Source organism: Streptomyces sp. JNUCC 64, from assembly GCF_054484115.1.
The window spans coordinates 6193319-6216403 of sequence record NZ_CM137015.1 but is presented as its reverse complement, the minus strand read 5'-3'; the positions used below and the strand labels follow the sequence as shown (position 1 = coordinate 6216403).

Below are 23085 nucleotides of genomic sequence, written 5' to 3'. Positions count from 1 at the left end.
TTACCTTTTCCCGACAGGCCGTCGGAAACCTGTTGACTTAGGTTAGCCTAACCATAGATGATCGGGGCACCCGCTCGTCCGTCCCCGCTCGCCAGGCCCCGGAGGTCCCATGGACACGACGCCGTTCTCCACGCTGATCCGCACCGCGTCCCAGGACGCCCACACCGAGGCCGAGACCTCGTCGTTCATGGGCGATCTCCTCGGCGGACGGCTCGGCGTCGACGCGTACGCGCGCTACACCGAACAGCTCTGGTTCGTGTACCGGGCGCTGGAGGAGGGCGCCGAGGCGCTGCGGGACGACCCCGTCGCGGGCCCGTTCGTCCAGCCGGAGCTGATGCGGCGCGCCGCTCTGGAGCGGGACCTCGCGCATCTGCGGGGACCGTCCTGGCGGGAGGACCTCGTCCCGCTCCCCGCGACCGCCGCGTACGCGGACCGGATCACCGCGTGCGTGCGCGAGTGGCCCGCGGGTTACGTCGCCCACCACTACACCCGCTACCTCGGCGACCTCTCCGGCGGGCAGATCATCCGCGACCGGGCCGAGAAGGTCTGGGGCTTCGCCCGCAAGGGCGACGGCGTCCGCTTCTACGTCTTCGACGGGATCTCCAACCCGGCCGCCTTCAAGCGGAACTACCGCGAACTGCTGGACGCCGTCCACGCCGACGACCTGGAGAAGCAGCGGATCGTCGTGGAGTGCAAGCGGGCGTTCGCCCTGAACACGGCCGTCTTCCGGGCACTGGGCGAGGAGTTCCCGCTCAGCGCCTGAGCGGACGGCGTCCCGCCGACGGCACCGGCACCCCACCGCCCGGGCGGAACACGGGCGGTGGGGTGCCGGTGCCGTCCGTACCGCCGGTGCTGTCCGTACCGCCGGCGCTGTCGGTGCTGTCGGTGGGATGCCGTAGGTTCCGGTCCCATGGACGACACCGCACTCGCCGCGCTCCTCGCCGGGCGCGCGCCGCACCCCTACCCCGGTGTCTGGCAGGAACCCCCGTTCGCGGAACGCGAGGCCGACGGCGCGCGGTACGCGCTGGTCGCGCTGGACCCGGGGCTCAGCGCGCTCGGCGTACGCCGCTCCGACGGCTCGGTGTGGGGACTGCCGGACGACGGCGAACCCTTCCGGCTGAACTCCGGCGCGGCGGCGTTCGTCGCCTTCACCCGTGCCTACGGGGAGGCGGCGGCCGAGGCGGAGGCGTACGAGGCGCCGGACTCCGACCCGGACGGGGACGAGGCCGAGCGGGCCGCCGACGCGCTCACCGAGGCGCTGCTGGAACGCTTCGCGGCGATCGACGCGGAGGCCGTCGCGGACGAGAACGCCTTCTGGTGCGTCGTCGCCGAGGAACTCGGCTACGGCATGGCGGGCTGAGCGGACCGCCCTCCCGTCCGGCCCACCGGGCGCGGCCGGTGGAAGCGGCTTCCGGCCGGGGCCGCGCGGGCCCGCTCCCCAGGGGCGGGGAGGGCGAAGGCCGCGACGACGACGGGGCGACCCCCAGGAGGTCCGGTTCCCCTCTGCCGGGCGGGACCTGGATCTGGGATCATGACCCGATGGACTCCGCCCGCCGGTTGGTCAGTTCCGGCTCGCCGCTCGAACCGCGCATCGGGTTCTCCCGGGCCGTCCGCAAGGGCGCGTACGTCACGGTCGCCGGGACCGCCCCCATCGGGGACGACGGGACGACCGTGGGACGGGGCGACGTCTACGCCCAGACCGTCAGATGCCTGGACATCGCCGAGGCCGCGCTGAAGGCGGTGGGAGCCTCGCTGGAGGACCTCGTACGGACCCGCGTCATGCTCACGGACGTCTCCCGCTGGGAGGAGGCCGCGCGGGCGCACGGGGAACGGCTCGCGTCCGTCCGGCCCGCCTGCACCTTCGTCGGGGTCTCCCGCTTCATCGACCCGGAGTGGCTGGTCGAGATGGAGTTCGACGCGGTGGTGGACTGAGGTCCGGCCCACCGCCGGGCGGCACGCACCGCCGGGCCGGGCCTGTCACCGACTGCTGACCCGGGGGCGGCGTGGTGGCACCGCGGGTGCTGACCCCTCCCGCGCGGACGGGGTCGGCACCGGGTCCCTCGCCCGTGCGGGACGGGTTCCGCGCGGAACCTAGTCGGGCAGCGGAAGGCCCGACTGGACCAGTCGGACGCGGCCGCCGACCTCGACCCAGCCGTAGGGCTGTGGGGCCGTCAGGATCTGGGAGCCCACGCCCTGGCGGATGTTCAGCGCCCGGCCCAGCTCCGCCGTCAGCAGCAGGGCCGCCGCGCCGGTCGCCTCGTCCTCGCGGATGCCGTCGTCGCGGCCCGGGAAGGCCCGCGCCCGGATCCGGCCGGCCCGCTCGTCCTCCCACGCCCAGGCGTAGATCCACTCGCCGGGGGGCGGCACCTCCAGCGCGTCCACCTCGGCCGCCGAACCGTACGCGCGCAGGGTGCGTTCCGGGGCCCACTCGGGGAGCGCCTCGATCCAGGAGAACTCCCCGTCCTGCCGGGCGCCCACCACCCCCGCCGGGGTGACCAGTTCCGGTACGTCCAGCAGCCAGGCCGCGCCGACGCAGGGGTGGCCCCCGAAGGGGAGGCGCAGACTGGGGGTGTAGATGTCGATCGCGCCGCGCTCGGGGTCGTCCACGAACACGGTCTCGCTGAACCCGAGCTTCCCGGCGGTTTTCCGGCGGGACGCCTCGTGCGGGAGGAGGGCGCCGTCCCGGACGACGCCCAGCTCGTTGCCGCCCCTGACGCCGTCGGGGCCGCAGAAGACTCGTAGTACGTCGAGTTGGCTCACCGCTGCATTGTGCCCGCGCGGCGGCCCGGCGGGAAATCCCGTTCCGCGCGGGACCGGGCGGTGTGGAGTGCCCGGCCCCGGTCCGGCGGGCGCGGGGGCACGCGGGCGCGCGACCGGTCCGGGGGCGGGCGCGGACGGCCGACGGGCGGACCGTACCAGCGAGCGGACCCCAACGGGCCCTTCCGGCGGGGGGATTCGCCGGTTCCGGGAGGATTTCCCGGTTTCCGGTCGTCCCGGCCGGAGCCGGGGGCAGCATGGCGGCCATGACCCCTTCCCCGTCTGACCCCGTCGTCCCCCACGCCCTCGTCATGGACCTGCTGCGCGCCGCGCTGGATCCCGAGAGCCACCGCGAGGACACGCGGAGCCCCCTGGACCTGCCGACCGGACGGCTGCTCTCGGACGCCGCCCGCGCGGACGCCGCCGAGAAGGGGATGCGACGGCTGTCCCTGATCGCCTCGGGCCTCGCCATGGCCGCGACGGGGCTGACCCTGGAACTCGCCGCCCGTAGCCAGCGCAACCCCGAGGAGCTGCTGGAGTCGCTGGAGCGGACGGCGCGGCAGCTCGGCGACGGGCCCGCCGCGCCGGTCGCCGACGTCGTCAACGGGATGCTCCGGGACCGGGGAGAGGACGGGATGCGCGTCCTGGGCGAGACCTTCGCCCGCGACCAGGTCGACTTCCTCGATCTGCTGATCGAGCTCGCCCACTACTGCGGGACCAGCATCCTGGCCCTCGACCGGACGTACGGCACCCCCCGCGACCAGACCCTGGAGGATCTGGAGGAGATGCTGAGGGCCTCCGAGGAGGAGGAGCCGGAGACGGCCGGGTCCGGGGCCGGGGCGGGGCCCGAGGCGTCGCGGGCGTCGGTCTGACGGGTCCGGCCGGCCTGACGGGCCCGGCTGGTCCGGCCGGGTCGTGGTCGGGGGCCGGGCCGGCCGTCGCCGTGGGCGGGGCGGCGGGCCGGTGGCGCGGGTGGCGGGCCGGGGCCCGCCACCCGCGTGGGTGTCGGCGCGGTCGTCCGGGCCCGGGTCAGTCCGAGGTCCGGCGGCGCACCGCGAAGACGGTGGCCGCTCCGGCCGCGACGATGGCGCCCGCGCCCGCGAGCAGCGATCCGGTCGGCACGTTGGCGCCGGTGGCGGCCAGCGAGCCGGAGCCTCCGGCAGAACCGCCGACCGCGCCGCCGCTCGCGGAACCGCCCGCCGTGCCGCCGCCGACCGAGCCGCCGCCCGCCGACCCGCCCACCGAGCCGCCCCCGGTGGAGCCGAAGGAGCCGGAGGAACCCGAAGCGCCGGAGCCGGAGGTGCCGGAAGAGCCGGACGTGCCGCCGGTGCCCTGGGGGATCTCGGCGTCCTCGGTGAGGGCCAGCGCGACCGTCACCGGATCGATGGCCTCGCCCACCTCGTACATGGACCCGACGGTGTCGTTGGCGAACTGGCGGACGCCGTCGGCGGTGAGCGCGGTCGGGATCCGGTCGAGGAACAGCACGTCGTCCCGGACCTCGTAGGAGGCGCCGGAGAGGTCCAGGGTCGCGAACTCGACGTCCTGGTTGGTGCGCTGGGGGTGGATGACGTCGACGATCAGGGTGCCCTTGGCGCCGGACGTCTCGATCCGCACGTCGGTGAAGGTGATGTCGATGGTGTGGCTCGGGTAGAGGAACTGGACCGCGCCGTCGAAGGACGCGTTCAGCTCACGGGCGTCCGCGTCCAGTTCGGCCTTGGCGTACGGGAAGTCGAAGCCGTCGCCGTTGTCGGTGGCGCCCTTGGAGAGTTCGATCGTGCCGCCGGTCTTGATGTACCGGCGGAAGGACGCCTTCATCCCCCAGGACAGGGTGCCGTCCACGACCTCCCCGGGACGCTCGGGTCCCGGCTCGGCGGGGCCGGAGGGGGTCCGGGACGGGGGCGGCTCGGACGGGGTCCGCGAGGGGGTTCCGGACGGTTCGCCGCTGGGCGTGCCCGAGGGAGTACCGGACGGGGTGCCCGAGGGAGTGCCTGAGGGGGTTCCGGACGGGGTGCCCGAAGGAGTGCCTGAGGGGGTTCCGGACGGGGTTCCGCTCGGGGTGCCCGAAGGAGTCCCGCTCGGGGTGCCGGTGGGCGGGCCGCTCGGGGTGCCCGAGGGGGTGCCGGTGGGGCGGGTGCCCCCGTCGGGGGTGACCGTGAGGGTCGCCGGGTCGAGTTCCTGACCCGCGGCGTAGAAGTTCTGGAACGCCTTGGCCCCGTCGGCGGTCAGTTCGGCGGGGACGTCCTTGAAGACCATCGCGCCCCCGGCGCCCGACCCGGGGCTGATCCCGGTGAGCTTCAGCTTCGCCAGCGGGACGTCCTGATCGGTGACGACGGTGCCGTTCTTCTTCGTCCGGACGTCGGCGGAGATGCTCCCGGTGGTCCGGGTGCTCTTCAGCCGGAAGTCGGAGAGGGTGATGTCCAGTTCGCCGTGGTGCCCCTCGAACCGGACGCCGCCCTTGAACACGGTGTCCACGGCGTGGGTGGGACGGTCGTAGGTGCCCGTGCCCCCGACGAAGGTGAACGGCCCGTTGCCGCTCGCCTGGCGCGCCCCGCCGCTCATGGTGATCTTTCCTTGGGCCACCGGGGAGAGCAGATAGGAGCGGAACGACTTCTTGACGCCCCATTCCAGGGTGCCGTCCTTGAGCGCGATCGGCGGTGCGGCGGCCGGGGGTACGGCGGCCGGGGCCGAGGGGGCGGCCACGGCCGGGAGGGCCAGGGCGGTGGCGCCGAGGGCGACCGAGGTCGCGGCGCACACGACGAGCGCGGTCGGGCGGCGGCGGGGAGCTGCCATGGTCGGGGGTCTCCTTGGTACTTCGGGGGAGGGGGAGGGGGGTCGGCCCCCGGGGTCAGCCGTCGTGGGCGGCCTTGGCCCGGCGGGCACGGACGATGCCGAAGGCCACGGCCGCCAGCAGCAGGGCGCCGCCCGCGCCCACGGCGACGGGGACCACCGGGAAGCCGGAGGAGTCGGCGCTGGAAGCGGCCTTCTCGGTCGTCTCCCGTTCCGGGCCGGGGGCCTCGGACGGGCTCCCGCCGGGGGCGGGGGTGGCGGGGAGGTCGCTGCCGAGGTCCGGCAGGGCGGGGAGTGCGGCCTTGGCCTTGGCGTCGAGGGCGACGGCGAGCGAGACGGGGTCCATGGCCGTTCCGGCCTTGTACATCCCGTTGAACGCCTTGGCGCCCTGCCGGGTCAGCTCGGCCGGGGCCTCGGTGACCGTGACGAGTCCGCCGGTGGTCTTGAGGCCGGAGGTGTCGAAGGTGATCAGCGGGACGTCCGGGGCGCTGATCCCGGTGCCCTTGACGTCGGCGGAGAGGGTGCCCTCGGCACCCTTGGTGGTGACCGTGACCCCGCTGAGGGTCAGATCGAGGCCCTGTTCGCCGGTGAAGCGGACGGAGCCGGCGAAGGCGGCGTCGAGGCGCTTCTTCTCGTAGGTGCCGGTGCCCTCGGGGAAGCGGAACAGCGCGCCGCCGTCCTGGGCGCCGTCGGACAGGGTCCAGCGGCCGTTGGCGATGGAGCCGGTGACGTACTCGCGGAAGGTGCGGCGCACGCCCCAGTCGACGGCCGCGTCCTCGATCCGGCCCGCCCGGGCGGACTTCTTCTTCTTCTTCTTCGGTTCGCCGGACTCCTGCGGCTTCCCGGGCTTGCCGGGCTTGCGGGACGCGTCGGTCCCGGCGGGCTTCTCCGTCCCGTCCGCGCCGTCGCCCTTGCCGCCCTTTCCGGTGGTCCCGCCGTTCCCGGCGGGCTCGCGCCGGGCGGGGGCGGTGACGTCGACGGAGAGGCTGACCGGGTCCAGTTCGGTACCGGCGGTGTAGTAGCCCGCGAACGCCTTGGCGCCCTGGGCGGTGAGCGTGGCCGGGATGCTGGTGAGGGCGATCGGGGAACCGCCGCCGCGCATGTCCACCCCGGACAGGTTCAGGGAGGCCATCGGCACCTGGGCGGTGCTGGTCACCTTCCCGGTCTTCAGCTCCTTGCTGACCATGTCGGCGTAGAGGGTGCCGGACCCGCCGGTGATCCGGACGGTGGGGCGTGAGACGGTGAGGTCGAGCTGGAGCTCGCCGTTCGGCTTCTTGTGGCCGGTGAAGCGGACCCCGCCGGTGAACCCGGCGCGGAACGCGCCGCTGTCCGGGTCGTAGGTCCCGCTCGCCGAGTGGAAGCGGAACTGGCTCCCGCCCACGGTCGCCGCACCGCCCCGCAGGGTGAAGTTCCCCTTGGCGATGGGGCCGGTGACGTACCGCTGGAACGAGGACTTGAGCCCCCAGTCCAGGCGGCCTCCGTTCACCGTGCGCTCTTCCGCGTGCGCCGTCGTCGCCGGGAGCAGCAGCGCTCCCAGGAACGCCGAGCACGCCGTGGCGGCGGCCGTACGGGCAACCCGTCCGGACAGCATCGATCCCCCCCCTCGGGCCTGGTCAATAAGGTAAGGCTAACCTAAACTATCCCGGGCGTGGCCGGAACCCAGCGGTCGCCCCTTCCCCTCAGACCAGCACGACAGGATGGTGTGACTCGTGCGCATTACCCGACGGGCGGGCGTCTTCGCCGTCGTCCTCGCCCTTGCCCTCACGGGCTGCGGCGGCTCTCAGGACGACACCGGCGGTGCCCCCGTGAAGTCCCGCGCGCAGCCCGCCGCCGACCGGGTGGAGCCCCTGACCTCCCCCGTGGAACCGCGACTTCCAGCCACGGTGGAATCGGCCGACGGCCGTCGGGTGGAGGTCACCGACGTCAGCCGGATCGTTCCGCTGAGCGGCAGCCTCAACGAGATCGTGTTCACCCTCGGACTCGGCGAAAAGGTCGTCGCGAAGGACATCACCGCCACCTTCGAGCAGGCCGCGAAGCTGCCCGTGGTGACCCGCGCGCACGATGTCTCCGCCGAGTCGGTGCTGTCGCTGCGGCCCACCCTGGTCCTCGCGGACAGCACCACCGGGCCCGTGGAGGCCATCGACCAGATCCGTGACGCGGGCGTCCCGCTCGTCGTCTTCGACACCCCCAAGGGTCTCGACGACGTGGGCCCCCGGATCCAGGCGGTCGCCCGGACGCTGGGCGTCCCCGAGGCGGGGAAGGCGCTCACCGCGCGGACCGAGAAGCGCGTCGGGGAGGTCCAGGCGGACATCCCCGGGCCCGCCGCCGGGGCGGACCGGCCCCGGGTGGCCTTCCTCTACGTGCGGGGCTCCGCCTCCGTGTACCTGCTGGGCGGCCGGGACTCCGGGGCGAGTTCGCTGCTGGAGGCGGCGGGCGCGGTGGACGCGGGCAAGGAGTCCGGGCTGGAGAAGGACTTCACCCCCATCACCAGCGAGGCGCTCGCCAAGGCCGCGCCGGACGCCGTCCTGGTGATGACCAAGGGTCTGAAGTCGGTCGGCGGCGTGGACGGACTGGTCAAGATCCCCGGAGTGGCCGAGACGCCCGCCGGGATGGACCGCCGGGTGGTGTCGATCGACGACGGCGTGATGCTCAACTACGGCCCCCGCACCGACCAGGTGCTGCGGAGCCTCGTCGACCAGCTCTACGCGAAGGGCGGCGGCGAGTGACCGCGCTCACCAAGGCGGACGGGTCACCGGCGGAGGGTGCGCCGGAAGGAACGTCGAAGGGCACCCCGGCACCGGTGCCCCCGGCGGGCGGGGCGCGACGGCGGGGGACGGCGTCCGTCCTGACGGCCGGGCTGGTCGTGGCGCTGCTGGTGATGGCGCTGGTCTCGGCCGGGACCGGCGCCTACCACATCCCCCTCGGCGACGTCCTCGGCTCGGTGCAGCACCGGCTGGGGCTCGGCGGCGCGGCCCTGGACCGGGTCGGGGAGAGCGTGCTGTGGAACGTCCGGCTGCCCCGGGTGGTGCTGGCGCTGCTGGTCGGCGCCTCGCTGGGCTGCGCGGGCGCCCTGATGCAGGGCGTGTTCGGCAATCCGCTGGCCGAGCCCGGGGTGATCGGGATCTCGGCGGGCGCGGCGGTCGGCGCGGTGGCCGCCATCGCGTTCGGCCTCTCGTTCCTCGGCAACTGGACGGTGACCGCCGCCGCGTTCGTGGCCGGACTCGTCACGGTGAGCCTGGTCTATCTGCTGTCGCGGTCCGGCGGACGCACCGAAGTGGTGACGCTGATCCTCACCGGCATCGCGGTCAACGCCTTCGCGGGCGCGCTGATCGGACTGTCGGTGTTCTTCGCGGACAACTCCGCCATCACCCAGATCACCTTCTGGCAGCTCGGCTCGCTCTCCCAGGCGACCTGGCCGAAGGTGCTGGCGGTGCTGCCGTGCGCGCTGCTCGGGCTGCTCGTCGCCCCGCTGTCGGCGCGCAAGCTCGATCTGCTGGCGCTCGGCGAACGCCCCGCGCGGCACCTGGGCGTCGACGTGGAACGGCTGCGGATCACCATGATCCTGGTGGTGGCGCTGCTGACGGCCGCCGCCGTCGCGGTCGCCGGGGTCATCACCTTCGTGGGGCTGCTCGTCCCGCACCTGCTGCGGATGGCGGCCGGTCCCGGACACCGCTTCCTGGTCCCGGGCAGCGCGCTCGGCGGCGGTCTGGTGCTGGTGAGCGCCGACCTGGCGGCCCGGACCACGGCCGCCCCCGCCGAACTCCCGCTGGGGGTCCTCACCGCGCTGTTCGGCAGCCCGTTCTTCTTCTGGCTGCTGCGCCGCACCCGTCGCAAGCAAGGAGGCTGGGCGTGATCAGGTCCCTGTTCCCCTTCCCCGGACGGACCCGGAGCCTGCCCGGGCCGGTGACGCCCGGCGAGGTGCTGGCCGAGGCCGAGGGGGTGGACGTCCGGCTCGGGGCGCGCGCCGTGCTCTCGGGGGTCGGCGTCGCCGCCCGCGCGGGCGAGGTGCTGGCGCTCGTCGGACCGAACGGCGCGGGCAAGTCCACCCTGCTCGCCGTGCTCGCCGCCGACCGGGCCCCCGCCACGGGCACGGTCCGGATCTCGGGCCGCCCGGCCGCCGCCTGGTCGGCCGCCGAACTGGCCCTGCGCCGCTCGGTGCTGCCGCAGGCGGCGACCGTGTCGTTCCCGTTCCCGGTGGAGGACGTGGTCCGGATGGGCCGCGCCCCCTGGGCCGGGACCGCCCGGGACGCCGAGGACGACGAGGCGGTGGCGGCGGCGATGGCGGCGACCGAGGTGACGGAGTTCGCCGGGCGCCCGTTCTCCGCGCTGAGCGGCGGCGAACGGGCCCGGGTCGCGCTGGCCCGGGTGCTGGCCCAGCGGACCCCGCTGCTGCTGCTCGACGAGCCGACCGCCGCGCTGGACCTGCGCCACCAGGAGCTGGTGCTGCGGGTCTGCCGGGAGCGGGCGGCGCGGGGGGACGCGGTGGTCGTGGTCCTGCACGACCTGGGGCTGGCCGCCGCGTACGCGGACCGGGTGGCCGTGCTGCGGGACGGGCGGGTGGCCGCGGAGGGCGCGCCGGAACGGGTGTTCACCGACGCGTCCCTCAGCGAGGTGTACCGCCAGCCGGTGGAGGTGCTCCCGCACCCCCGGACCGGGGCGCTGCTGGTGGTGCCGCGCCGCGACTGACCCGCCGGTCCCCCGCCCGGGCGGTTCCGTCGCCGTCCGGTCCTGTCGCCGTCCGATCCCGTCCCGCCGGTCCCGTTCGCGGGCGGTTCCCCGTCCCGTCACCGCCCCGCTCACGGCCCGTTTCCCGTCCGCCGTCCGTTCCCGGTGGCTCCCCGGTGGTGTCCGCCCGCTCACGGGGACACCGGCGGGACGACCACGGGACGGGGCCCGGCGGGACGGGACGGGTCAGCCGACGCGGCGCATCGCCCGTTCGCGCCGGGTGGCCACCGAGGAGCCGGACTCCCGGCGGGCCGTCCGGCGCAGCACCACGGGTGCCACGGCCAGTCCGACGAGCGCCCAGGCCCCGAGGACGCCCACCGTCTGGGCCGTCCGCCAGCCGCCCGACGCCTCGACGGCGGCCATCGCGTCGGGCAGCAGCGCGGAACGGGTGCCGAGCCCCAGCCAGTAGACCGGGAACACCTGCGCCAGCGTCTGGGTCCAGCCGGGCAGCGCGGCCAGCGGATAGAACACCCCCGAGATCCCGATCACCGCGAGCACCGGGAGCTGGACGAGCCCCTGCGCCCGGGTGCTGGTGAACAGCGCGCCGAGCACCGCCCCGACGGGCAGGGTCGCCGCCATCCCGAGCGGCAGCACCCACGCCAGCGTGAGCCAGGAGCCCGCCCCGACGGACAGTCCGTCGACGAGCAGCGCGCCGGGCACCAGCACGATCACCAGGTCCACGAGGAGCGTCCCGGAGACGGTGACGACCTTCCCGACGAGGTAGGCGCGCGTCCCGTGCGGGGTGGCCCGGGCCCGCAGCAGGGTGCCGTCCTCCCGTTCCGCCGTGAGGATCTGACTCATCGTCAGCATGCCGAGGGCGACGTTCATCCCGAGGATGCCGGGCAGCGCCAGCGTCCCCAGCCCGAAGCCCGTCCCGGCGAACTCGCGCTCCCTCAGGAACCAGAGGGTGACCAGCATCAGCACCGGCCACACCAGATGGGAGGAGAGGTCGGCGGCATGGGTGAACGACTGCCGCAGCTCCACCGTGCCGCGCGCCCAGCCGAGCCGCAGCGGCCCCGCGCCGCGTCCCCCGCGCGGGCTCCGGGCGCCCGCAGGACGCCCGTTCGCCGTCCTGCCGTTCACCGTTGACCCGTTCGCCGTTGGCTCGGTCACCGTCCGGCCTCCGATCCGGGTGCGGCTCCGGCGGATGATCCGGCTTCGGCCACCAGCCGCAGATAGGTGTCCTCCAGCGTGGCGCGGCGGACCTCCAGTTCCGCGATGTCGTCATGGCGGGCCAGCAGTTCCCGGACGAAGGCGGTGGAGTCCGGGACGGACCGGGTGAACCGTCGTCCGGCGCGGCTCCAGCGGACCTCGTCGAGGGAGCGGGCCAGTCCGGCGGCCGTCCCGTCCGCGACGATCCGGCCGCCCGCCAGGATCACGACGCGGTCGGCGAGCCGGTCGGCCTCCGCGAGGTCGTGGGTGGTGAGCAGCACGGTGGTGGCCCCGTCGGCGGCGAGCGAGCCGACCAGGTCATGGAACTCGTGACGGGCCCGGGGGTCGAGGCCTGCCGTGGGCTCGTCCAGGAAGAGCACCTCGGGCCGTCCGACGATGCCGATGGCCACGTCGAGGCGGCGGCGCTGTCCGCCGGAGAGGGTCCGCACCTCGCGGCCGGTGTGCCCGGTGAGGCCCACCGCCTCGATCAGCCCTTCGGTGTCCCACGGCCGGGGACGACTCGCGGTGCCGTAGCGGGCGTAGTACGCGCCCAGGTGGTCGAGGAGTTCGCCGACCCGCCACTTGCCGTGGTCCCGCCAGGACTGGAGGACCACCCCGACCCGGGCCCGCCAGCGCTCGCCGCCCCGCTCGGGATCGGTGCCGAGCACGACGGCCCTTCCCGCCGAGCGGGCCCGGAAGCCCTCCAGGATCTCGATCGTGGTCGTCTTGCCCGCGCCGTTGGGCCCGAGCAGCGCCAGCACCTCGCCCCGGCGCGCCCGGAACGTCACGTCCCGCAGCACGTCGTGGTCGCCGTAGCTCATCCGCAGCCCGTCCGCCTCCAGGACGGTCTCCGGGTCACCGCCCGTCTCCGTCGCCTCTGCCGTCGTCATCCCCGTCGTCCTCTCCCCCGCCGTCGCCGCACGGTCCGTCCGGTCCGCAGGTGTCCGGCCGGGGCCGTCGGGTCCGTTCGCGTTCCTTCAGGTCCGGGTGAAAGCTAAGTTGCGTTTCGGGAAGGGTCAATGGATCGATGGCCCAACTGCCTTGCTACACAAGGGGAAATCCCTGTTTCATTGCAACCACGATGTGAGTGAAGACAATGATCCCCCCGGAGCGTTGCGATGGGCTGTGGGTGAAAGCACCGTGGCGGGAGGGACCACGGGAACCCCTGGCGTCACCGCGAGGGGGCGTCGGGAACGGACGGGAAGGACGGGGACGATGCCCGGAGGCAGGCTCAGCCATGACGAGCGGCGGCTGATCGCCGAGGGGCTCGCGGACGGGACCGGATACGCGGAGATCGCCCGTCGGCTCGGCAGACCCACCTCCACCGTGAGCCGGGAGGTCTCCCGCAACGGGAACCCCGGCGGCTACCGCGCCGACCACGCCCACCACGCCGCCGGACGGCGGGCCCGCCGGGGCACCCCGCGCCCGGACACCGGACCCGCCGCCGGGACCGGCGACGGACCCGGCGGCGTCCGGGGCGCCGCCGTCGAGGAGTTCACCGAGGAGTTCGCGGCGATGATGACCGCCACCGGGCTGCCCCGGACCGCCGCCCGGGTGCTCGCCTGTCTGTTCACCGTCGACTCGGGCGCGCTCACCGCCGCCGAACTGGTGGGACGGCTGCGGGTCAGCCCCGCGTCGGTGTCGAAGGCGGTCGGCTACCTCGCCGGACTGGACGCGATCCGGCGGGAACGGGTGCCGGGACGGCGGTACGAACGGTACGTCGTCGACGACGACATGTGGTTCCGGGCCTGGGAGGCCGACTCCCGGAGCAACGCCCGGTGGGCCGGTTCCGCGCGGCGCGGGGCGGCCGTGGTGGGCGCCGGGTCCGGGGCGGGACGGCGGCTGGAACGGATGGCCCGGTTCTTCGCGGACCTCAGCGACGACATGGCCGGGGGCCCCACGGCGGAGGTCTTCGGGGACGCGGTGACGGTGACCGCCGCGCTCGTCCAGGCGCGGACCCCGGTGGCCGCCGGGCGGCTGGCGGCGGCGCTCGGCTGGCCCGGGGAACGGGTGGAGCGGGCGCTCGGCACGGCGCTCGCCCACCCCGGCGCGCTGGGCGCGGTGTCCGTCGCCTCCCCGGAGTCCGGAACGTTCACCGCCGTCCCCGCCGGTCTCACCGCCGCCCAGCGGACGGCGCTCGACGCGCTCTGAGGGAACCCCGGGCCCGGCGCCCCCGCCCGCCGGTCGGCCGCTCCGCGCGGACGGCCGGGCTCCCCGCCGGTCGGCCCCGCCGGTCAAGCCCCGCCCCGCGTCGGTCAGCCGCCCTTCGTCCCGGTCAGCCCCTGGACGCGGCTCAGCACCTCGACGCCCGGGCCCGGGGTCTTCCGGGGCGGCACCCGCACCGCCTGGTTGGAGGTGTACTCCAGGGTCACTGACTGCTGGACGGTACCGCTCAGCAGCGCCCGTTCGACCGGCAGCAGCTTCAGGTCGCGGCCCCGGGCCACGGTCCGCTTCTCGAAGTGCCGGGTGCCGAAGAGGACCAGCGCCCCGCCGTCCTCCGTGCGCACCCCGACCGGGGCGTGGGCGCCGCCGTCGAGCGGCTGGTCCTGGTACTGACGGGACAACCCCGGCCTGGTGGCGTCCCGTTCGCGCTGGGCGCGCCACTGGTCGGTGTGCGGACCGGCCGCGAAACCGCTGCCGCCGTCCGAGAGGTAGTCGGTGTACCGCTTGCTCAACTTCCCCGGCTTCAGGGTCAGTTCCGCGTCATCCAGCGGGACGGGGACGGCCGCCCCCTCGTCGTCGGAGCGGAGCGCGGGAACCTGTCCCTGGTTGAGGATGGTGAGGTAGGCCGCCTTCCAGCGGGCGTCGGGGCCGCTCTTGGTGAAGCCCAGCAGCCAGCGGGTGTCCCTGCCCCCGGCCCCGTCCACGTCCCGGTCCGAGTCGGTGTCGGCGAGGAAGAACTTGGGCCAGCCCGCCATCGCCGGTATCGCGTACCGCACGTCCGTCAGCCTCAGCGGGGAGTGGTTCCGGTTGCCGCCCGGGGAGAGCGAGCGGCGGGCCCGCAGCCCCGCCTGGTCGATCGAGGCGAGCGCGCCGGTGACCCGGTCGGCGTCCAGCGCGGGGTCATTGGCCCGGTCGGCCTTGTTGTAGGCGGTGAGGAAGTCCTTCAGCGCGCGGGCCGCCTCCGCCTCGGTCGCCGCCGGGATCACCGCACGCTCCCCGTGGACGGTGACGCAGCCGCTCGCCGTCAGCGTCAGGGCCGCCACCGCCGAGAGCGGTACGAGCCTCCCGACCGTCCCACGGCCCCCCGCCGCACCGGAGGTTCGCGCTGCTGACCTTGCTGGTGTCGCTCGCATCGGCCCCTTCACCTTCCCCTTCCCGGCCCCGAACCCTACCGGGGCCGACGACCGCCGCCGCGCCGGGACCTCGGGGCCCTCCCGGCGCCCGGACCGGCGCCGTCGTACCCGGCACCCGAAACGGCGCCGTCGTACCGGGTGGCGCGGAGGACCCCGTACCGGGGGCGGCCGGGCGGAGGGCTGCCGGACGGTCCCGCCCGACCCCGTCCGGCTACGCCCGGTCGAAGTGCCAGGCCGCGAGGCCCACCCTGTTGCGCACGCCGAGCTTGGCCTGCGCGTTCGCCACGTGCGTCTTCACCGTCCCCGGCGCGATGAACAAGGCCGTCGCGATCTCCGCGTTGGTCAGTCCGTCCGCCACCAGCGCGACGATCTCCGCCTCCCGGGCCGTCAGCGGACCCTCCTCCCGGGGGCCGCCGGAGGTGGGGGCACCCGGCGCTCCGGCGGGCGGCGGCGGTGACACCGGCGAGCCGAGCAGACGGACCGTCAGCTGGGGGCTGATCAGCACGTCGCCGGACATCGCCGCCCGGACCCCCTCGATCAGCAGGCCCGGCCCCGACCGCTTGAGCAGGAAGCCGCAGGCGCCGTCCCGCAGCGCCGTGCGCACCTGGTCGTCGTGGTCGAAGGTGGTGACGATCAGCACCGGTACCGGGTCGGGGACCCCGGGGCCCGTCAGCCGCCGGGTGACCTCCAGCCCGTCGAGCCCCGGCATCCGGATGTCGGCGACGACCAGGTCGGGGCGGAGTTCACGGGCGAGCGCGACGGCCGCGAGCCCGTCGGCGGCCTCCCCGACGACCGTCATGTCCGGCTGGGAACCGAGGATCAGCCGGAACCCGCTGCGGATGTCGTCCTGGTCGTCCGCGAGCAGGATCCGGATGGGGCCGGAGCGGGCGGAAGCATGGTCCGAAGCACGGTCGGAGGCGCTGCCGGGGGCGTTGTCGGAGGCGCTGGTCGTCATGGCGAACCCTTCGTGGACGCGCCCTTCACGGACGGCTTGGAGACGGACGGTACGGAGGCGGCGTCCCGTGCGGAGGCGGAGTCACCGCCGGAGCCGTGCACGGCGGCGGAGCCATGGCCTGGGGCCGAGGCGTGCGGGGAGTCGTGGCCGGGGACGGGGGCAGGGGCGGGCGGGGGCGGCGGACCGTCCGGGGCGGGGTGCGGGACCCCGGCGGGAGGGGAGACGGGCGGGGCGGGGGCGGCGCCCGGGGGGTCGGGGAACACGGCGGACAGGCACCAGCCCGGGGCGGCGTCCCGCGCGGGCCCCGCCGTGAGCGTGCCGCCGAGGGCCGTGACGTGTTCGGTGAGGGCGGGCAGTCCGAGGCCGCCCGTCCCCCGGGCCCGGCCCGGCAGCCGGAAGCGCGCCGGTCGGCCGCCACCGCCGCCCGCGCCGTCGTCGGTGACAAAGACCCCGACCCCGGCCGTCACCCGGTGGACCCGCACCACCACCCGGGTCGCGTCCGGCGCGTGCCGCCGGACGTTCGTCAGCGCCTCCACCACCACCCGGTACGCCGCCGCCCCCGTCTCCCGGGTCAGCGCGGCCACCGCGGCCGGGTCGGCCTCCAGCACCGCGTCGGGCGTGCCGGAACCGCCGGGCCCGCCCGCCGCGCCGAAGTCCGCCACCAGCTGAGGCAGTCGGTCCGGACCGGGCGGCAGAGCGTCGGCGCCCGGACCGTCGCCGTGGAGCATCGCGACCGTGCGGTCCATGGACGCCAGCGCGTTCAGCCCGGCGCGCTCGATGCGCTCCAGCGCGAGCAGCGCCTGTCCGGGGTCCGACTCCGCGACGAACCGGGCGGCCTGCGCCTGCACCACGATCCCGCTGATGTCGTGCGCCACGAAGTCGTGCAGATCGCGGGAGAGCCGGGAGCGCTGCTCCCGCCGCGCCGCCTCGACCGCCGCGCCCCGCCGCGCCGCCGCCCGGCGGGGGTAGCCGCCCACCGCCACGGCCGCGACGACCGGCAGCGTCCAGAACACCACCACGCCCACGACCTCCGGCGGCGATCCGTCGGTCAGGGACGGCACCGGCCACACGGCCACCGCGAGCGCCACGAGCGGGACGGCGTACCGCAGTTGACGTCGCGGCGCGATCCGGACGACCGCGACGAGCAACACCAGCAGCAGACCCGCCTCGGCGAGGCTCCAGGCGGAGCGGAGGGTGTCCTCCCCGGAACCCGCGCCCGCGCCCGCGCCGGGACCCGTACCGGCACCGGCACCGGTGTCCGGTGGCAGGGCGAACGTCGCGAGGACGGAGAGCAGCGCGCAGACGGCGGTGGCGGGCGCCAGTCCGGTCCGCGTCCCCCCGGCGGTCCAGGTCCCCCCGGCGCGGCGGGCCGCCAGCAGCCGGGCCCCGGCCCAGCCGATGGTGCCCGCGCAGGCGAGCACCGGCAGCGCGACCAGGACGCTCCAAGGCGCGTCGACAGCGCTCATCGTCCCGTTCCCCCCCCCTCCCCCTCGGCGCCCTTCGGCGCCCTTCGACGTCCCCCGACGCCCTTCGGCGCCCTCGGCGCTCCCGGGGCTGCTTCCGTCCCGGGTCCTCCAGGGCCGGTGTCCCGCCCCCTCGTCGGTGATCAGCCTAGGAGGTGGCCCGTCTCCCCCGAACGGCACAGGTGCCGGGCCGTCGGGCCGGGCCGTCCCGTCGATCTCCGCCGAACGGCAGATGGGCCGGGGTCCCCGTTCCGGGCGAGGCTTCTCCCATCCGCTCCACCACGCTCCACCACGCTCCACCACGGGGAACGCCCCCGCCGCCCAAGGGAGTCATCATGCGCCAGCACACCACCACCCGCCGTACCGTCGCCCTCGTCGGCGCGACCGCCGCACTGGTCGCCGGGACGGTGAGCGCCTCCACGGCGGCCGACGACTCCCGGCCCCGGACCACCGCCGCCGCCGGGACCGCCGCCGCGCCCGTCGCGAGCGTCGAGGGGTCGGCGCGGATCCACTTCACGCTCCGGCCGGACGACACCATCCGCTTCCAGGTGAAGGCGAAGGGCGCGCCGTACAGCGAGCCCCGTCCCGGGGTGCCCACCGGACTGCCCACGGACGCCCGGGGCACGATCCGCTACAGCCACCGCATCGCCGGGACGGAGAAGGTGGGGTGGGCGGTCGCCGAGGTGGACTGCCTGTCGACCGGCGGGAAGACGGCCACGGTCACGGCGGTGATCCGGAAGACCAACGTCGAACGGATCGGCAAGCGGATCGGGATCAGCTTCCAGCAGGGCGAGGGCGGCGCCCCGTCGCGGCTCGGCTTCAGCTGGGGCGTCGTCAACGTGGACGGCGGGACGGACGGCGCGGGCGAGCCGGGCGGCACGGGCACCTGCCAGGCACCCGCGCCGTTCGCCCCGGCGACGGAGGGCGGGTACCGGGTGCGGCACGCGGAGGTGGCGCCGCTGCCGACGGCCGGGACCCGGCCCTGACGGGTCCCGGGGCCGGGGCGGCCGCGACGACTCGGTCCAAGATCGAGTACAACCAAGTGCCGTGCCCGGGAGTCCTGTTCGCGGGCGGACTCCGTCCGCCGTCCACGGAACAGGACCGAAGGAACACATGAAGCCCTCCAGAGGCGCGCCCGTCGCCCTCGCACTCTGCGCCTGCGTTGTCGCCCCGCTCCTCGTGGCGTCCCCCGCCGCCGCCGACGGGACGACCCTCGCGCCCGCCCTCGCACCGGGCGTCTCGGCGAGCGCCCTGGTGGACGGCGCGTGGCGGTACGAGCGGCAGTGGGAACAGTGGCAGGACGACTGGCAGGAGGAGCCGCTGCTCAGCTACGAGAGCGAGCTGGACCCGTACGAGGGCGGAGCGGCCCGCTGGGCCGTGGTCGCGGTGGACCGCCACGGCAACTCCCGCTTCGACAGCGGCGAGGCGTTCTCCTACGTCAGCCTGGTGGAGCCGGACCCGTTGCCGCAGCCGGAGTGAGGCGGCGCCCGGGGCGGTGTCCCCCAGGGGGACCCGGGCCCTTCCCGGGTTCCCCCAGGGGACCCGGGCCGGAAGGGGGCGACCGGTCGGCGGGAAGCGGTGCCCCGGCCGGTCCCTAGAATGGGGCCGGTGACGCGTACTACTGCCGCCGCGGCCAGCGGGGACCTCCGGGAGGCCCTGGACGACCTCCTCGGCGGCCTCCCCCCGAAACAGGCCGCCCAGGCCGTCGACCGCCTGATCAGCACCTATCGCGGCGACACCCCGACCGGAGCCCCCGTGCTGCGCGACCGGGCGGACGTCGCCGCCTACGCCGCGTACCGGATGCCCGCGACCTTCGAGGCCGCGCGGACCGCGCTGGAGGCGCTCGCCGCCGCCGCGCCCGGCTGGAGCCCGGCGAGCCACACCGATGTGGGCGGCGGCACCGGCGCCGCCACCTGGGCCACCGCCGAGACCTGGCCGGGCACCCGTCCGGTGACGGTCCTGGACTGGGCGGAACCGGCGCTGCGGATCGGCTCCGAGATCGCCGCCGCCCACCCGGGACTGGGCGGGGCCCGGTGGCTGCGGGCCAGGATCGGCGACGCGCTGGAGCTCGCGGACGTGGACCTGGTCACCGTCTCGTACGTGCTGGGCGAGCTGACCGCCGCCGACCGGGCCGCCGTGGTGGACGAGGCGGCGCGCGCCGCCCGCGCGGTGGTCGTCGTGGAGCCGGGCACCCCCGACGGGTACGCCCGGGTGATCGAGGCCCGGCGGCGGCTGGTGGACGCGGGCTTCCACGTCCTCGCCCCGTGCCCGCACGGCGACACCTGCCCGATCGTGCCGGGCACCGACTGGTGCCACTTCTCGGCACGCGTCAGCCGGTCCTCGCTGCACCGCAAGGTGAAGGGCGGCTCCCTGGCGTACGAGGACGAGAAGTTCAGCTACGTGGCCGCCGCCCGGTTCACCGGGGAGCCCGTGACGGCGCGGGTGGTGCGCCGCCCCCAGATCCGCAAGGGCCAGGTGCTGCTGGAGCTGTGCGGGGACGAGGGCGGACTGCGCCGCGAGACGGTGACCAAGCGCCACGGCCTCGTGTACCGCGCGGCGCGGGACACGGACTGGGGCGACGCCTGGCCACCGCCCGCGCCGGAGGACCGGACGGCCGACGACTGACGACCGGCGGCAGGCGACTGACGACCGGCGGCTGACGGCAGACGGCGACTCGTCGGCTGACGGCTGCCGACCGACGGGCGACCGGCCGCTGACCGGTGGCCGCCCGGGTGACGGGCGACCGGACGGCACGGACCACGGGGGTTCCGGGGCCGCTGGGCTTCCGGGACCACGAAGGTCACCGGGGCCACCGGGACTCCTGGACCCCCTGGCCCCTGGGGCTACTCGCGCAACTCCAGCGTGCAGCACTTCACGCTGCCGCCGCCCTTGAGCAGCTCGGACAGGTCCATGCCGATCGGTTCGTAGCCGCGCTCCCGCAGCGGTCCGAAGAGGCCGAGCGCCGCCTGCGGCAGCAGGACGCGCAGCCCGTCGGAGACCGCGTTGAGCCCGAGGGCCGCCGCGTCGCGCTCGGCCACCTTCAGGGCGTGCGGGAAGAGCCGGGCGAGGACGGCCCGGCTGCCCGGGGAGAAGGCGCCCGGGTGGTACATGACGTCGTCCGCGCGGTCGTCGAGGACGGCCAGCGCGGTGTCCAGGTGGTAGAAGCGGGGGTCGACGAGGTCGAGCCCGACGACCGGCCGTCCGAAGTACTCCTGGGCCTCGCCGTGGGAGAGCGGACTGGCCCGGAAGCCCCGCCCGGCGAGGACGTACGAGGCGGTGACGGCGAAGTCGCCCTCCCCCTCGTTGACGTGGAGGGGTTCCCGGACGTCGGTCCAGCCGTGGGAGCGGAACCAGTCGAGGTGGATCGCGGCCTCCGGACCGCGTTCGGGGTGGGCGAAGCGGGCGCCGAGGACCCGTCCGTCGATGACGGTCGCGCCGTTGGCGGCGAAGACCATGTCGGGCAGCCCGGGACGGGCTTCGAGTTCCTCGACGGTGTGACCGAGCGCGCGGTACCGGTCGCGCAGGTCCTGCCACTGGGCGACGGCCAGCGGGACGTCGACGGGCTTGGTGGGGTCCATCCAGGGGTTGATCGCGTACGTGACCGCGAAGTGCGCCGGTGGGCACATCAGGAAACGCCGGGGTGTGGCGTGGTGACGGGGCAATGAGGGCTCCTCACGACCGCAGGGTGCCGCCCCGGTCGGGGACGACGCTGCCATGGTGGGGCAGCGGGTCCCCCGGCGGGGAGACGTCTGCCGTCATGGCGCGGCGCGAGGAGCCCCCGGTGCCGCGCTCCGGACGGGTGACGCTCCGGTTCACCCCCGTTCCGGGGCGCGGCCGACGGCTCACACCGTGCCGTCGGCCGCCGGGGCGGCACCCCCGCCGTGTTGGTCCACCGCGCCCGCCGCGCCCGGTGCCTCCGCCGCGTCCGTCGCCTGCGACGTCTCCGACGCGTCCGGGCGGACCGTCCGGGCGTCCTGGAGCCTGCGCAGCAGCTCCCGCTTCTGGGCGGCCGCGTCGCCCGCGCCGTGTCCCGCGCCCCGGCCGCCGCCGCGCAGCGCCGAGCGGGACAGGTTGCTGCGGGTGCCGCCGACTCCGAGCATGTTTCCGTTCCGGGCCACCGGCCCTCACCTCCTGCTGTTGACGGGCGACCGGACGCCGCCCCCTTGAGTCGAGACGGTACGTCTCGCTTGATGACGCCTTCACCATAGACGAGACGATACGTCTCGTCAAAGGATTTAGCGGACCCTGCCACCCCGCCCCCTCGGGTACCGGAGGATCAGATGAGACGTAGCGTCTCGCGTGAGGGTAGATTCGTCCCATGTCCACTGACTCAGACGACCCCCGCACCGTCACGCCCAGACCCCCCGGCCGGGACACCGCCCCGCCGCAGGCCCCGGCCGCCCGCCGGGGTCCCGACTCCAGCCGCCGCAGCGAACGCTCCCGCCGCGCGATCTACGAGGCCGCGCTGGCCCTGGTCGCGGAGACGGGCTACCAGCGCACGACCATCGAGGGCATCGCCGCCCGCGCGGGCGTCGGCAAGCAGACCATCTACCGCTGGTGGCCCTCCAAGGCGGACGTCCTGCTGGAGGCGTTCCTCGACCTGGCCGACCAGGCGACCGAGGCCGCGGGCGGCACCCCGCAGGAGTTCCCGGACACCGGGGACCTCGCCGCCGACCTGAGGCTCGTGATGCGCGCCACGGTCGATGAACTCCTCGACCCCAAGTTCGAGGCCCCCTGGCGGGCGCTCGCGGCGGAGGGCGTCAGAGACCAGCGGCTCGGTGACGAATTCGTCGCCAAGTTGCTGGAACCCCAGATCCAGCTGTACGTCGGCCGTCTGCGGTCCGCGCGGGACAGCGGCGAGGTACGGGCCGACGTGGACCCCCGGATCGCCGTGGAACTGCTGGTCGCGCCGCTCGCGCAGCGCTGGCTGCAGCGCACCGCGCCCATCAGCCACGCCTACGCGGACACCCTCGTCGAGTACGCCCTGCGGGGTCTCGCCCCCCGCTGATCCGACCCCGGGTGCGGACTCCGGCCACCCGAGGCGCAGGATGGTGGGACCATGGAAGGCCACGGACGCGGTGGGAACCCACGAGAGACCCACGGCGGCCCGTGCCGACCGGCGCCTACGCCGCGCCGGTACTCGGGACCAACGGACTGGGTGAGGGGATAAATGGGCGTGGAGAACGGCCGCCGCCCCGGCGGGCGGAGCAGGATTTCCCAGTGGCTGCGAGGCCGTCGACCCCGTGACGCCGGGGACGCGGTGGACGACGGCCGCGAAGACCTCCTGCTGGCCGTCGCCGCGGCCGGACTGCCGCTGGCGCCCGCCGCGCACCCGTCCGGCTACGGCTGCTCCTGCGACCGGGTGGGCTGTCCCACCCCGGGCCAGCACCCGGTCTCGTTCGCCTGGCAGACGCAGTCCACGACGGACCGCGCCCAGGTGGAGCGCTGGGCGCGGCACATGCCCGAGGCGAACTTCGTCACCGCGACGGGCATGGTCCACGACGTCCTGGACGTCCCGCTGGCCGCGGGCCGGGAGGCGCTGGAACGATTGCTCGGCGCGGGGGTCGAGGTCGGCCCGGTCGCGCTGTCCGGCGGGGACCGGATGTTCTTCTTCGCCGCGACCCGGGGCACCCCCGAGGACGAGGACGAGTGGTGGCCCTGCGAGCTGGACTGCCACCCCGAGACCATGGACGAGCACCCCGGCCTGCGCTGGCACTGCCGGGGTTCGTACGTCCTGGTGCCCCCGGCCCGGCTCCCCGGTGACCGCGCGGTGGCCTGGCTGCGGGGTCCCGAGCACCCGCTGCCGGACCCGCTGAGCCTGCTGGAGACGCTGACGGAGTCCTGCGCGAAGTACGCGGGCGAGACCGCGGGCGTGGGCTGGCCTCTGCGAGGCTGACCCGCGTCCGCTCGGGGAAACCCGACGGGAGGGCCGGGGCCGTGCGGCCCCGGC

Annotated in this window: 24 protein-coding genes; 13 read left to right on the top strand and 11 right to left on the bottom strand. The window is 75.3% G+C overall.

Annotated elements, in window-relative coordinates:
- Window positions 1-109 precede the first annotated feature (109 nt).
- The 3 genes from ACVWNX_RS25560 to ACVWNX_RS25550 all read left to right on the top strand — a co-directional run bounded on the left by ACVWNX_RS25560 (window position 110) and on the right by ACVWNX_RS25550 (window position 1932).
- Complete coding sequence (locus ACVWNX_RS25560; protein ID WP_454410246.1) at window positions 110-763, top strand: biliverdin-producing heme oxygenase; 654 nt, start codon at window positions 110-112, stop codon at window positions 761-763.
- Between the two features lie 147 nt (window positions 764-910).
- Window positions 911-1360 (top strand): SUKH-4 family immunity protein, encoded by a 450-nt coding sequence (locus ACVWNX_RS25555; RefSeq protein WP_454410244.1) that lies wholly within the window; start codon window positions 911-913, stop codon window positions 1358-1360.
- A 179-nt stretch (window positions 1361-1539) separates the two neighbouring features.
- On the top strand, window positions 1540-1932 hold the full coding sequence (locus tag ACVWNX_RS25550; protein WP_454410242.1) for a RidA family protein: 393 nt from the start codon (window positions 1540-1542) through the stop codon (window positions 1930-1932).
- A gap of 159 nt (window positions 1933-2091) precedes the next feature.
- On the opposite strand, the gene ACVWNX_RS25545 is transcribed toward ACVWNX_RS25550, so the two are convergent.
- Window positions 2092-2760: a PhzF family phenazine biosynthesis protein gene (locus ACVWNX_RS25545; RefSeq protein ID WP_454410240.1), complete on the bottom strand. Its 669-nt coding sequence runs from the start codon at window positions 2758-2760 to the stop codon at window positions 2092-2094.
- 263 nt (window positions 2761-3023) lie between these two features.
- Between ACVWNX_RS25545 and ACVWNX_RS25540 the strand changes: the two genes are divergently transcribed.
- The gene (locus ACVWNX_RS25540) at window positions 3024-3629 is read left to right on the top strand and encodes a hypothetical protein (RefSeq protein WP_454410239.1); all 606 of its coding nucleotides are present in this window, start codon (window positions 3024-3026) and stop codon (window positions 3627-3629) included.
- A gap of 157 nt (window positions 3630-3786) precedes the next feature.
- Here ACVWNX_RS25540 and ACVWNX_RS25535 read toward each other — a convergent pair whose 3' ends face one another.
- Both ACVWNX_RS25535 and ACVWNX_RS25530 read right to left on the bottom strand, forming a co-directional pair.
- Window positions 3787-5547: an HtaA domain-containing protein gene (locus ACVWNX_RS25535; RefSeq protein ID WP_454410237.1), complete on the bottom strand. Its 1761-nt coding sequence runs from the start codon at window positions 5545-5547 to the stop codon at window positions 3787-3789.
- Between the two features lie 55 nt (window positions 5548-5602).
- A complete protein-coding gene (locus ACVWNX_RS25530; protein ID WP_454410235.1) occupies window positions 5603-7135 on the bottom strand; it encodes an HtaA domain-containing protein in 1533 nt (510 codons plus the stop codon).
- Between the two features lie 118 nt (window positions 7136-7253).
- Here ACVWNX_RS25530 and ACVWNX_RS25525 point away from each other — a divergent pair, with 118 nt between their 5' ends.
- The 3 genes from ACVWNX_RS25525 (at window position 7254) to ACVWNX_RS25515 (ending at window position 10230) form a co-directional block, all read left to right on the top strand.
- Window positions 7254-8270, top strand: coding sequence for a heme/hemin ABC transporter substrate-binding protein (locus tag ACVWNX_RS25525; RefSeq protein WP_454410233.1), 1017 nt, complete (start codon window positions 7254-7256; stop codon window positions 8268-8270).
- A 74-nt stretch (window positions 8271-8344) separates the two neighbouring features.
- Complete coding sequence (locus ACVWNX_RS25520) at window positions 8345-9397, top strand: FecCD family ABC transporter permease (RefSeq protein WP_454414936.1); 1053 nt, start codon at window positions 8345-8347, stop codon at window positions 9395-9397.
- Complete coding sequence (locus ACVWNX_RS25515; protein ID WP_454410231.1) at window positions 9394-10230, top strand: heme ABC transporter ATP-binding protein; 837 nt, start codon at window positions 9394-9396, stop codon at window positions 10228-10230. Before ACVWNX_RS25520 ends, ACVWNX_RS25515 begins: the two co-directional genes overlap by 4 nt.
- Window positions 10231-10455: 225 nt before the next feature.
- On the opposite strand, the gene ACVWNX_RS25510 is transcribed toward ACVWNX_RS25515, so the two are convergent.
- Window positions 10456-11352 (bottom strand): ABC transporter permease, encoded by an 897-nt coding sequence (locus ACVWNX_RS25510; RefSeq protein ID WP_454410229.1) that lies wholly within the window; start codon window positions 11350-11352, stop codon window positions 10456-10458.
- A 26-nt stretch (window positions 11353-11378) separates the two neighbouring features.
- Window positions 11379-12311 carry an ABC transporter ATP-binding protein gene (locus ACVWNX_RS25505; RefSeq protein ID WP_454410227.1) on the bottom strand — a complete coding sequence of 311 codons (933 nt, stop codon included), beginning with the start codon at window positions 12309-12311 and terminating at the stop codon, window positions 11379-11381.
- Between the two features lie 325 nt (window positions 12312-12636).
- On the opposite strand from ACVWNX_RS25505, the gene ACVWNX_RS25500 reads away from it, so the two are divergent.
- On the top strand, window positions 12637-13572 hold the full coding sequence (locus ACVWNX_RS25500) for a GbsR/MarR family transcriptional regulator (protein ID WP_454410225.1): 936 nt from the start codon (window positions 12637-12639) through the stop codon (window positions 13570-13572).
- Between the two features lie 104 nt (window positions 13573-13676).
- Here ACVWNX_RS25500 and ACVWNX_RS25495 read toward each other — a convergent pair whose 3' ends face one another.
- The 3 genes from ACVWNX_RS25495 to ACVWNX_RS25485 form a co-directional block, all read right to left on the bottom strand.
- Entirely contained in the window at window positions 13677-14627 is a 951-nt protein-coding gene (locus ACVWNX_RS25495) for a hypothetical protein (RefSeq protein ID WP_454410223.1), read from the bottom strand.
- A 301-nt stretch (window positions 14628-14928) separates the two neighbouring features.
- On the bottom strand, window positions 14929-15672 hold the full coding sequence (locus ACVWNX_RS25490) for a response regulator (protein WP_454410222.1): 744 nt from the start codon (window positions 15670-15672) through the stop codon (window positions 14929-14931).
- Window positions 15669-17138 carry a sensor histidine kinase gene (locus tag ACVWNX_RS25485; protein WP_454410221.1) on the bottom strand — a complete coding sequence of 490 codons (1470 nt, stop codon included), beginning with the start codon at window positions 17136-17138 and terminating at the stop codon, window positions 15669-15671. Before ACVWNX_RS25485 ends, ACVWNX_RS25490 begins: the two co-directional genes overlap by 4 nt.
- 332 nt (window positions 17139-17470) lie before the next feature.
- On the opposite strand from ACVWNX_RS25485, the gene ACVWNX_RS25480 reads away from it, so the two are divergent.
- From ACVWNX_RS25480 to ACVWNX_RS25470, 3 genes are all read left to right on the top strand, one after another.
- The gene (locus ACVWNX_RS25480) at window positions 17471-18121 is read left to right on the top strand and encodes a hypothetical protein (RefSeq protein ID WP_454410220.1); all 651 of its coding nucleotides are present in this window, start codon (window positions 17471-17473) and stop codon (window positions 18119-18121) included.
- Window positions 18122-18248: 127 nt separating this feature from the next.
- Complete coding sequence (locus ACVWNX_RS25475; protein ID WP_454410219.1) at window positions 18249-18614, top strand: hypothetical protein; 366 nt, start codon at window positions 18249-18251, stop codon at window positions 18612-18614.
- Window positions 18615-18734: 120 nt separating this feature from the next.
- Entirely contained in the window at window positions 18735-19760 is a 1026-nt protein-coding gene (locus ACVWNX_RS25470) for a small ribosomal subunit Rsm22 family protein (protein ID WP_454410217.1), read from the top strand.
- Between the two features lie 218 nt (window positions 19761-19978).
- Here the strand turns inward: ACVWNX_RS25470 and ddaH are convergent, their stop codons facing one another.
- The 3 genes from ddaH to ACVWNX_RS25455 are packed head-to-tail and all read right to left on the bottom strand — an operon-like array spanning window position 19979 to window position 21253.
- Window positions 19979-20797 carry a dimethylargininase gene (gene ddaH, locus ACVWNX_RS25465; protein WP_454410216.1) on the bottom strand — a complete coding sequence of 273 codons (819 nt, stop codon included), beginning with the start codon at window positions 20795-20797 and terminating at the stop codon, window positions 19979-19981.
- Between the two features lie 10 nt (window positions 20798-20807).
- Window positions 20808-20951: a hypothetical protein gene (locus ACVWNX_RS25460; RefSeq protein WP_454410214.1), complete on the bottom strand. Its 144-nt coding sequence runs from the start codon at window positions 20949-20951 to the stop codon at window positions 20808-20810.
- A gap of 26 nt (window positions 20952-20977) precedes the next feature.
- Window positions 20978-21253: a DUF6243 family protein gene (locus ACVWNX_RS25455; RefSeq protein WP_454410213.1), complete on the bottom strand. Its 276-nt coding sequence runs from the start codon at window positions 21251-21253 to the stop codon at window positions 20978-20980.
- Window positions 21254-21453: 200 nt separating this feature from the next.
- Here ACVWNX_RS25455 and ACVWNX_RS25450 point away from each other — a divergent pair, with 200 nt between their 5' ends.
- Window positions 21454-22143, top strand: a complete 690-nt coding sequence (locus ACVWNX_RS25450) for a TetR/AcrR family transcriptional regulator (RefSeq protein WP_454410211.1) — start codon at window positions 21454-21456, stop codon at window positions 22141-22143.
- A 162-nt stretch (window positions 22144-22305) separates the two neighbouring features.
- Entirely contained in the window at window positions 22306-23031 is a 726-nt protein-coding gene (locus ACVWNX_RS25445) for a bifunctional DNA primase/polymerase (RefSeq protein WP_454410209.1), read from the top strand.
- The last annotated feature ends 54 nt before the right edge of the window (window positions 23032-23085 follow it).

Coding starts and splice junctions, on each gene's coding strand:
- ACVWNX_RS25560 (WP_454410246.1), top strand. CDS start 110: ATGGACACGACGCCGTTCTCCACGCTGATCCGCACCGCGTCCCAGGAC.
- ACVWNX_RS25555 (WP_454410244.1), top strand. CDS start 911: ATGGACGACACCGCACTCGCCGCGCTCCTCGCCGGGCGCGCGCCGCAC.
- ACVWNX_RS25550 (WP_454410242.1), top strand. CDS start 1,540: ATGGACTCCGCCCGCCGGTTGGTCAGTTCCGGCTCGCCGCTCGAACCG.
- ACVWNX_RS25540 (WP_454410239.1), top strand. CDS start 3,024: ATGACCCCTTCCCCGTCTGACCCCGTCGTCCCCCACGCCCTCGTCATG.
- ACVWNX_RS25535 (WP_454410237.1), bottom strand. CDS start 5,547: ATGGCAGCTCCCCGCCGCCGCCCGACCGCGCTCGTCGTGTGCGCCGCG.
- ACVWNX_RS25530 (WP_454410235.1), bottom strand. CDS start 7,135: ATGCTGTCCGGACGGGTTGCCCGTACGGCCGCCGCCACGGCGTGCTCG.
- ACVWNX_RS25505 (WP_454410227.1), bottom strand. CDS start 12,311: ATGACGACGGCAGAGGCGACGGAGACGGGCGGTGACCCGGAGACCGTC.
- ACVWNX_RS25500 (WP_454410225.1), top strand. CDS start 12,637: ATGCCCGGAGGCAGGCTCAGCCATGACGAGCGGCGGCTGATCGCCGAG.
- ACVWNX_RS25490 (WP_454410222.1), bottom strand. CDS start 15,672: ATGACGACCAGCGCCTCCGACAACGCCCCCGGCAGCGCCTCCGACCGT.
- ACVWNX_RS25485 (WP_454410221.1), bottom strand. CDS start 17,138: ATGAGCGCTGTCGACGCGCCTTGGAGCGTCCTGGTCGCGCTGCCGGTG.
- ACVWNX_RS25480 (WP_454410220.1), top strand. CDS start 17,471: ATGCGCCAGCACACCACCACCCGCCGTACCGTCGCCCTCGTCGGCGCG.
- ACVWNX_RS25475 (WP_454410219.1), top strand. CDS start 18,249: ATGAAGCCCTCCAGAGGCGCGCCCGTCGCCCTCGCACTCTGCGCCTGC.
- ACVWNX_RS25470 (WP_454410217.1), top strand. CDS start 18,735: ATGGGGCCGGTGACGCGTACTACTGCCGCCGCGGCCAGCGGGGACCTC.
- ACVWNX_RS25450 (WP_454410211.1), top strand. CDS start 21,454: ATGTCCACTGACTCAGACGACCCCCGCACCGTCACGCCCAGACCCCCC.
- ACVWNX_RS25445 (WP_454410209.1), top strand. CDS start 22,306: ATGGGCGTGGAGAACGGCCGCCGCCCCGGCGGGCGGAGCAGGATTTCC.